The sequence below is a fragment of the Streptomyces sp. TRM64462 genome (genome assembly GCF_013362995.1).
In the GTDB taxonomy this organism is placed as follows: Bacteria; Actinomycetota; Actinomycetes; order Streptomycetales; family Streptomycetaceae; genus Streptomyces.
Genome location: NZ_JABWDV010000393.1, coordinates 1 through 8,724 on the forward strand (window position 1 = coordinate 1; position 8,724 = coordinate 8,724).

At 72.1% G+C, this 8,724-nt stretch carries 9 protein-coding genes; 3 read left to right on the plus strand and 6 right to left on the minus strand.

Translation table 11 applies throughout. The features are described from left to right. From HTZ82_RS22470 to HTZ82_RS22485, 4 genes are all read right to left on the minus strand, one after another. Positions 1–302, minus strand: a 302-nt coding sequence (locus HTZ82_RS22470) for a transposase (RefSeq protein WP_175410252.1), incomplete at its 3' end; no start/stop codon positions are given. Positions 303–339: 37 nt separating this feature from the next. Continuing rightward, on the minus strand, positions 340–468 hold the full coding sequence (locus tag HTZ82_RS22475; protein ID WP_175411268.1) for a type II toxin-antitoxin system RelE/ParE family toxin: 129 nt from the start codon (positions 466–468) through the stop codon (positions 340–342). Between the two features lie 49 nt (positions 469–517). Continuing rightward, positions 518–1,573, minus strand: a complete 1,056-nt coding sequence (locus HTZ82_RS22480; RefSeq protein ID WP_175411261.1) for a hypothetical protein — start codon at positions 1,571–1,573, stop codon at positions 518–520. 99 nt (positions 1,574–1,672) lie between these two features. Further along, positions 1,673–2,488, minus strand: a complete 816-nt coding sequence (locus HTZ82_RS22485; RefSeq protein ID WP_175411262.1) for a hypothetical protein — start codon at positions 2,486–2,488, stop codon at positions 1,673–1,675. Between the two features lie 251 nt (positions 2,489–2,739). On the opposite strand from HTZ82_RS22485, the gene HTZ82_RS22490 reads away from it, so the two are divergent. Next, positions 2,740–3,297: an SRPBCC family protein gene (locus HTZ82_RS22490; RefSeq protein ID WP_175411263.1), complete on the plus strand. Its 558-nt coding sequence runs from the start codon at positions 2,740–2,742 to the stop codon at positions 3,295–3,297. 67 nt (positions 3,298–3,364) lie between these two features. Here the strand turns inward: HTZ82_RS22490 and HTZ82_RS22495 are convergent, their stop codons facing one another. Beyond that, positions 3,365–3,823 carry a hypothetical protein gene (locus HTZ82_RS22495; RefSeq protein ID WP_175411264.1) on the minus strand — a complete coding sequence of 153 codons (459 nt, stop codon included), beginning with the start codon at positions 3,821–3,823 and terminating at the stop codon, positions 3,365–3,367. A gap of 3 nt (positions 3,824–3,826) precedes the next feature. Beyond that, entirely contained in the window at positions 3,827–4,102 is a 276-nt protein-coding gene (locus tag HTZ82_RS22500; protein WP_175411265.1) for a hypothetical protein, read from the minus strand. Positions 4,103–4,552: 450 nt separating this feature from the next. Between HTZ82_RS22500 and HTZ82_RS22505 the strand changes: the two genes are divergently transcribed. Both HTZ82_RS22505 and HTZ82_RS22510 read left to right on the plus strand, forming a co-directional pair. Further along, entirely contained in the window at positions 4,553–8,326 is a 3,774-nt protein-coding gene (locus HTZ82_RS22505; RefSeq protein ID WP_175411266.1) for a LamG-like jellyroll fold domain-containing protein, read from the plus strand. Between the two features lie 89 nt (positions 8,327–8,415). Beyond that, positions 8,416–8,724 (plus strand): hypothetical protein (locus HTZ82_RS22510; RefSeq protein WP_175411267.1); only part of this gene is annotated, 309 nt, incomplete at its 3' end.

Below are 8,724 nucleotides of genomic sequence, written 5' to 3' on the forward strand. Positions count from 1 at the left end.
CGGACGATCGTGGAGTCGACCGCGACGACCCAGTCGAGGTCGCCTTCGGCGTCGGCCTGGGCGAGCAGGGCGGTGAAGACCTTCTCCCAGGTGCCGTCGGCGGCCCATTTCCGCAGCCGGTTGTGGGCGCCTTTCCATGAGCCGAAGTGCTCGGGCAGCTCCATCCACGGAGTGCCGGTGCGGTACTTGAAGGCGATCGCGTCGATCACCTGCCGGTGGTCCCGCCACCGGCCACCCCGCTTCGGTGTCCGGTCCGGCAGCAACGGCTCGATGCGTGCCCACTGGGCGTCAGTCAACGACACGCATCAACCAACGATCAGATGATCCGAAGGAAACGGCCTAGGCGTCGTAGACGGTGGAGCAATGCGCGACGTGTACGACCCACACCACTGGTCCGCCGTTGTCGATCGTGTAGATCACGCGGTAGCCGCCTATCCGTAGGCGGTGCCGGCCCGGCCGGTCGGGGATGACCGGGACGGGGCGGCGTCTCGCTCAGGCGTGTCGGCACGGGCCCCTGTCACTCCGCGTATGACGCGAGGAACGGGGTCTGGGCCGGGTTTCCCTTGTGGTCGAAGCAGCGGACCTCGATCCCTGTGTCGGGGCTCCACTTCGCCACCTTGCAGAAGCGCGCGTCCGATCCTAGGGCGGTGACCTGGACGTTTCCCTTGTCGAAGCGCTCCATCATGGGGGTCTTCACCCAGTACCGTCCCTCGTCCGACCCGGTGCCGGTGGTCACGCTGGTCGGCTCGCCCAGTGCGTCCCACGTCCACTGTGGGTCGGTGTGTTCGTCGTCCCTGCCCTGGGCCCGGGTGTACGCGGCCAGGTCGGTCCGCACCAGGCTCGCCTTCCGTACGTAGGTGAGGGCGAAGAGGCTGTCGGCGGGACTGCCGCTGTCGGGGGCGTGGCAGTTGACCTCGACCACCACCGGGTCGAAGGCGCTCCGGATCGACCCCACCATGCAGCGGCGGCCGTCCACGGCCGCGTGCGCGGCGGTGACCTGGACGTGCCCCAGCTGGGCCCCGGGGTCGAAGCCGCCGCCCTGCCCGGGCAGCTGCACCTCGTAGCGGCCGGTTGCGACACGGGAGACCTTCACTCCGTAGCCGCTGGAGTTGTACCAGTACCCCTCGTAGGGCACGTGGCTGTTCAGCTGGCTGGTGGTCAGGTACGCGAAACCGCTTCGGCCGTCCGCCACCTCGGCATTCGCCCAACTGGCCGTGAACTCCGCGTCCGTGGGCGCGCCGTCCGGCTTGTAGCAGCGCAGCGAGAGCCAGACCCCGGTCCACGCCGTCGGTTCGCCCGTGCCGTCGCCCGCCCAGGAGCGGCTGGTGTACCGGATCGTGCAGTACGCGTTCGACGCCCCGTGTGCGGTCACGTGCGCCACCCCGCGGTTCGAGTCCAGGGCGGTGCCCAGGCCCTCCATGAACACCCAGTACTCGCCGGTCCCGACCCGGACGGCCTCGTTCTCGCCGCCCGAGGAGTTGACGCTGCGGCGCGGGGTGTAGTCCCAGCCCTCCGGCCAGGACGCCCTGTCGGCGTGCACATAGCCGTAGTCGTGCGGCACAGGCACAGGCACGGGCGCGGGCGCGGGCACGGGCGCGGCCCCGGCCGAGGGAGCGGTCGCGGGAGCAGCCCCGCCGCGAGCACCAGGGGCAGCGCGAACGCCGCGCGCAGGTCAGCCTTCCAGGACATCGACGAACACCCCCGGCGAGTAGGTCGCGGCGTACTGTCCCGTACCCCCGTACCTCAGCCACCACGAGCCGTCCCGGGTGGCTGGGTGCGTCGTCCCGGTCAGCCCGTAGACGCCGGTGCGCAGGGTGCGCAGGGACTCCACGCTTCGGCACGGAGACGCGCAGAACTCGAGTCCGACCGTCTGCCCCGGCGCGCTGGTGTAGGCGTCGGTCTCCCAGTCGGCGACGGTCAGGCGGCCGAGGGCGCTGACGCCCTGCCCCTGGCGGACCGGGTTGGGGGTGGCGACGAAGGTGAGCTTGGAGCTGCGCCGCACCTTGGCCGTCGCGAGGTCCGTCCGGGAGGTGATGCTGCTCTCCGGGTGCGTGTGGAGGTTGTTGCTCGCCACCGTCGCCGCCATCTTCCAGTCGCCGGCGTAGCTGTTGGTCACCTCGGCGCTGCCGGTGTCGATCCGGAACCACTCGGTGCACACCGAGGTGGTGACGCTGATGGGCTCGCAGGTCGCCGGCAGGTCGCGGGCGCCGTGCCAGACCTGCCCGCCGGGACTGAGGAGGTGGACCTCCACGCCGTGGCGGAGAATGCCGGCGGCCGCTCTGGCGGTGACGGTCGCCTGGAAGGTGAGCGTCCTGTCCGGCCCGAGGACGATGGCGCGGCCGCCGTGGACGGAGGCGCTGAGGATCTCGGGCGGGGCCAGGTCGTGGTGGTCCGCGCGGGCAGGCGGCGCGACGGCGAACGTGGCCAGCAGCGCGCCGGCCGCCGCCACGACGGCCGCCCGCACGGCGGGCAGGGCTCCGATACGCATGGTGTCCCCCAGGTTTGCCGGCGTGGCCGGAGCGTACGAGCCCGCCGCGACGGCCGGCACTCGCGCGGCGGGCATCGCGACACGTCCATGACAGTCGTGACGGTTCCGGCACGGCCTTGGTCCTCACCCGGCGGGCGTGCGATGGGCCGGATGTGGGGTGTGGGGGTTCTAACGGCGTAATCGGCGGGTGTGCGTGATGAGGGTGGAGGGGCGGGTGGAACAGAGGTGGTGCTCGATGTGAGGGGGCAGGTATGCCGCAGGTGGACGTACTCGTCTACATTCCACGGCCCGCCGCAGAGGTGTTCGCCTTCCTGGCCGACGGGTGCAATCTGGCGCGCTGGCACTCCGGGGTCGCCGACATCCGTGCGGAGGGTGTCGACTATCTGTACCGGTTTCCCGGGCGGCGGCGGGAGACGCGGCTCGCGCGGTCTCTGTGCGCCGAGGGCAGCCGGGTGAGCTTTCTCGGCGACCGGCTCTGGACGCCGCTCGGCAGTCAGTCGCCGCGGCACGACTTCCGGGTGTCGCCGCGCGGCGAGGGCTGCCATGTGGACATCCAGGTCACCGTACGGCTGTGGGGCGGGATGCTCGCTCTCTGGCCGGTCGTGGAGCTGGGGTGGCGGCGTGATCTGCCGGAGGACGCGCGGCGGCTGTACCGGCTGTTGACGGGCGGGCAGGATCCCGCGCCGTCGGCTGTGGCGCGCGGCGGTGGTCCCGGACGGCGCGGCGGTGAGCGGTCGCGGGGCGGTGGGCTGCCCCTTCGCGCGCTGTTGCCGCACCGGCGCGGCGTGCCGGGGCCGTCCTCCGGGTGAGGGCGGCCCCGGCCGTAAGTCCGTCAGTCCGTAAGTCCGTCAGTCCGTCGGTCCGTGAGTCCATAAGTCAGTGAGGGTGTGCGGCGAGCCACGCCGCCAGTTGCTCCCGCGTCGTCGCCGGGTCCGCGACCAGGACCGCGAGCGCGTCGTCGGCCTGGGGGACCGTCGCCACCGCCGGGCAGCGGCGGCAGGCGTCCGTTCCCGACTGGTGCCACCACTTGCACCGCGCCCGCAGATGGCAGCGCGGTACGGGGGCGTCCTCCGGCGCGGGCAGCGCCGCCATCCGGTCGATCAGGCCGCACACGTCGCCCCTCCGGTTGGCGCACTCGCTCACGCAGTGCGACGCGAACCGCAGGATCCGCGTGGGCGGTACGCCCTCCGGGATCGCGCCGGCGACGTCCGCCGCCGGCACCGGCTCGGCCAGGTAGCTGACCCGGCCGTCCGCACCGGACCGTACGCCCAGGACGACGGACTCCGGCCGGTCGGGGGCGCCGCTGGGGCACCAGCGGGTGCTCTCGGCGGTCATCGGTCAGCAGGGCTTCGTGGCGTCGCTGTCCGCCGGGGTGCCGAGCTGGGGGGCCACGAAGCCGATCACGTTGCCGTCCGTCGTCGCGCCCCCTCGGTCCTGCTCCAGGGCGATGGCCTGCTGGATGCTGTCCGCCAGTTGCTGCGCGGTGGCGATACGACCCTGGGCCGAAGCCGCCGGGGCCGCCGAAGCCGCCGGGGCCGTCGTCACGGCGGCTGCCGCCAGACCGGTCGCCAGCGCGGCGGCCGCCGCGGCCGAACGCAGCGTGGACTTCTTCATGCGGGTCAACTCCCTTGCCAGTAAAAGGAATCGGGCCTCTACACGGTGCCCTGTGCGCCCCCCGGTGGCAAGATCCGCGCCCTCCCGGCGGGTTGGTCGTGCAGTGGGGGTCTCCTCTCGGCCAGGGGGCTGGGCGCCGTGTCGGTCCATGGGATCGCTCGAGGTTCCCTGTAAGGGGCTTGTGGTCGCTCCCCTCGGCTGTGGCCGAGATTCCTCCGCCGGGGGAGGGTGCTCCCGTGGGGTGACTGCTGGTCAGTTGGGCTGTCGTGGGGGAGATTTCACGGTTGTCGGTGTCCGGGCGGTTTGGCTGGTGACCTTCTTGTGGCGGGGTGCGATCAAGTGGTCACGATCACGTCACGGGATCTTCACCACTCCGTCCGCGAGGTCGTACCTTGCGTGAGCACATGATGTGTTCAAGTCAAGCTTTCGTTTTCCTGGGGGATGTGGATCATGAGGTGGGGGAGCCGTGACAACGGCGCGCATGGCAGACGGGCCCGTTGGCTGATTCCGGGAATCGCCTCGGCGGTGGTGCTCTCCGTACTGCCCGCCCTGGGACCCGACCCGGTCGCCGCCGCGGCGGCCGCAGACGCGACACCCGCGGAGCAGAGCGAGGCGCGGCGCGCGCTGGAGAGCGCCAAGGAGTCGGGGCGGCGGGTCGAGGTACTCGGCGAGCGGTCGGAGCGTACGACCGTGTACGCGAACCCCGACGGGTTCTCGTTCACGCTGGAGGAGTCCGCCGTTCCGGTACGGGTCGCCAAGCCCGGCGGCGGCTGGCAGGCCCCGGACCCGACGCTGGTGCGCAGGCCCGACGGCAGCGTCGCGCCCAAGGCGGCCGCGGTCGGCATGGCGTTCTCCGGTGGAGGGTCCGGCGATCCGCTCGTACGGATCGAGGAGCGCGGCCGGTCGCTGGCGCTCGGCTGGCCCGGCAAGCTGCCCGAGCCCGAGCTCGACGGGGCCAGCGCCCTGTACAGGGAGGTGCTCGACGGCGTCGACCTGAAGGTCACCGCCTCCACCGAGGGCTTCCGGCACGTACTGGTCGTCAAGACCCCGCAGGCCGCGGCCCGTCCGGAGCTGAAGCAGATCGACTACTCCCTCAAGGCCGACGGGCTGCGCGTCGTCAAGGCACCCTCCGGGGCGCTGAGCGCCGTGGACGAGGACGGGAAGTGGGTGTTCCGCGCGCCGCCCGCGCAGATGTGGGACTCGGCAGGGGCCGCACGCGCCGCCGCCCGCAAGGCGGCCGCCGCGCCCGCGAAGCCAGACGCCGCGAAGGCCGGCGCCGCGAAGGCCGACGCGGCGGCCGCCACAGCAGAAGCCGCCACAGCAGAAGCCGCCACAGCGCCCGCCGCCACAGCCCCGGCCCCGCAGGCCGCCGACCCCGTCGAGGTCGGCCCCCCGGCCGAGCCCGGTGTCGAGCCCGCCGCCGGTGACACCGTCGCCACCATGGACGTCAAGGTCGGCCGCGGCGCGCTCGCCGTCGTACCCAGCGCCAAGATGCTCACCGGCACCGCGCCCGCGCACTTCCCGCTCTACATCGACCCCACCGTCACCTGGGGCGAGTCCGAGCGCACGCTCCTGCGCAGCGACGGCTACGAGTCCTACGGCTGGAGCAACGGCTCCGACAACGAGGGCAAGGGCATGGGCAAGTGCGGCACCTACGCCGGCTACTACTGCGGCCCCGGCTACGTCCAGCGCCTGTACTTCGAGTTCTCGCCCGCCAGCCTGAAGGGCAAGAAGGTCCTCGACGCCACCTTCCGCGCCACCGAGACCTGGTCCTTCACCTGTGACGCCCGCTGGGTGGACCTCGTCCGCACCAACAACATCTCCTCCTCCACCACCTGGTCGTCCCGTCCCACCGAACTGGACTGGATGGTCGACCGGTATGTGTCGGCCGGCCGCGGCACCGCGTGCAGCCCCTCGCAGCCCGCCGCCCCGATCGAGTTCAACGACAACCCGGAGGAGACCAACGAGAACCTGACGCCGACCGTCCAGAACTTCGCGGCCGGCAAGTTCTCCCGGCTCACCCTGGAGCTCCGCGCCCACGACGAGTCGGACACCTCCGCGTGGAAGCGGTGGCGCAACGACGCCGTGCTCGCGGTGAAGTACGTGGGCGTGCCCGCCACCCCGACCGAGGTCGGCCTGGCCGCCGGATCCGGCTACCTGTGCTCCACCAGCTCCACAAGCCCCACCGTCGTGTCCGACCCGACCCCGCTGGTGCAGGGCCGCCCGCGGACCGCGTCCGGCGGCGAGTCGGGTGCCAGCCTCCGTATCCGCTGGCGTACGGAGAAGTGGGACGGCTCGGCATGGGTCCTCGCCCACTCGGACCTCGACAGTCCCACCTCCGGTTACGTCGGCAACCTCGTCAAGCAGTCCCGCAGCCTGCCCACGCTCCAGGAGGGCGTGAAGTACCGGGTGAGGGCACTGACCCTCTCGTACTACGAGGGCGGTACGAACCGGCAGAACTCCGGCTACAGCAGCGCCTGCTACTTCAAGGTCGACCCGACCGCCCCCAAGGCCCCGAAGATCACCTTCGGTACGCCCTACACCGAGTGCACGCCCAACGCCTGCGCCGCCGCCGGCGGCCCCGGCAAGCCGGGCACCTTCACCTTCGCACCGGCCACCGGTGACACCAACAACGTCGCCTACCAGTACCGGCTGAGCCTCACCGACACCTGGAAGTCCGCGGGCAGCGGCTCGACGGTCAACACGAGCATCACCCCGGCCCGCTCCGGAACCCACCGGCTGTACGTCCAGGCCAAGGACAACGTCGGCCGCTGGGGCGCCCAGAGCGTCGTCGACTTCCTGGTCGCGCAGGGCGCCGGCCCCGTCGGGCGCTGGCACTTCGACGAGGCGTCCGGTGTCGCCGTGGACTCCGCCACAGCCGACGGCTCCACGCGCCACGACGCCACCCTCGGCGGCGGCGCCGTCCGCGACGACCGCGGCCGCCGCGGCCTGATCACGCACGACGCGAGCGGTGTGGAGCTGGCCGAGCCGGTCACCGACAAGGGCCTCGCCCTGAACGGCACCACCGGGTACGCGGCCACCGCGGCCCCGGCCCTGGAGACCCGCTCGGCGTTCACCGTCTCCGCCTGGGTCCGCCTGGACAGCGCCGGCGGCTACGCCTCCGTGCTCAGCCAGCGCGGCCCGGACGGCAACCCGTTCGCGCTCTGGTACTCGGACTACTCGAAGACCTGGTTCTTCGGCATCCGCAAGGCCGACGGCACCGGCTACTACGGCAAGCCCGCCGTGTATCCGGCGAAGACCGGCGTGTGGACCCACATCGCCGGTACGTACGACCCGGCCGCCAAGGAGCTGAAGCTGTACGTCGACGGCCGGCTCCAGGGCGGTGCCGTCACCGTCGAGGGCTCCTGGCAGTCCACGTACCCGCTGCAGATCGGCCGGCTCCAGAACGGCGCGAGCAGCTACACGTACCACTTCCCGGGCTCCATCGACGAGGTCGTCGTCTGGCAGCGCGTCCTGACGCACGAGGAGATCGCCCAGGAGGCGGAGCTGATCATCTCCGACGGCTTCGCGGCCGCGGAACTGGTCGCCGACTGGTCGGCGGCGCGGGGCAGCGGGACCACCATCGCGGACACCACCTCCGGCTACGGCAAGAACCTCACGCTGACCGGTGCCACGCTCGACGGCGAGGCGATCGTGCTGGACGGCGTCGACGACTCCGCGACCGCGCCCGGACCGCTGGTGTACGAGCACGCCTCGTTCACCGTGTCCACGCTCGTCGAGCTGGACGCGGCCAAGCTGGCGGGCAAGAGCGTCGGCTACACCGGCCAGGTGCTCGGCCAGCGCACCGCCGACGGCTCTTCCTGGGGCTTCTGGTACGAGCTGACCGGCAAGGACACCTTCCTCGACGAGGAGACGCTGGAGCAGCGGACCGTGCCGGTGGGCATCTGGCACTTCGGCCGGAAGAACGCCGACGGCACCTTCACCTCGGTCGTCTCCGACGAGGTGGCCGCCGTGGACAGCCCGGTCCGGCTGACCGGCATCTACAACTCGCTCAACGGCACGATCAGCCTCTACCTCGGCCACAACCAGAACGGCACGGCCAAGGGCTTCACCATCGCGCTCGGCGAGGGCGAGTTCGCCGTCGGCAAGGGCTTCACCGGCGGCGCCTGGGGCCACTACCTGCCGGCCCGCGTCCACGAGGCCCGCGTGTGGGTCGGGGCGATGGCCGGCTCGGAGCAGATCGACCACCGCGTAGGCGACTGAACCACCACACGACGAGCGGGCGGGCCTGCGATGCGGGCCCGCCCGCCCGTCGCCACGTTCACTTTTCCGGAGTAATGGGGGCGGAACTGATGCCACTCGGAACGACGTTCGGAACACCACCACCACCACGGAGACGCCGGCCATCGGGCCGGCGGCTGCTCCTCACCACGATCGCCCTGGGGCTCGTCGTACCCCTCGGGCTCGCACCGTCGGCCGTGGCCCTGGACGGGCCGGGCGGGCAGGGCGGGCTCGGGCGGCCCGATGTGCCCGAGCCGCGCGTCAGCAAGGTCGCGCCGGTGTCCGGGCAGGGCGCCAAGAAGGCCCGTGAACTGCGGGCCGCGCACAGCAAGGCCAACGCGGCGCAGGCCGCGAAGGCCACCGCCGAGCGGCGCGCCGCC

Bases quoted from the DNA above. Each gene is read 5' to 3' on its own strand.
- HTZ82_RS22495 (WP_175411264.1), bottom strand. From the start codon at position 3,823: ATGACCGCCGAGAGCACCCGCTGGTGCCCCAGCGGCGCCCCCGACCGG.
- HTZ82_RS22505 (WP_175411266.1), top strand. From the start codon at position 4,553: ATGAGGTGGGGGAGCCGTGACAACGGCGCGCATGGCAGACGGGCCCGT.
- HTZ82_RS22485 (WP_175411262.1), bottom strand. From the start codon at position 2,488: ATGCGTATCGGAGCCCTGCCCGCCGTGCGGGCGGCCGTCGTGGCGGCG.
- HTZ82_RS22500 (WP_175411265.1), bottom strand. From the start codon at position 4,102: ATGAAGAAGTCCACGCTGCGTTCGGCCGCGGCGGCCGCCGCGCTGGCG.
- HTZ82_RS22490 (WP_175411263.1), top strand. From the start codon at position 2,740: ATGCCGCAGGTGGACGTACTCGTCTACATTCCACGGCCCGCCGCAGAG.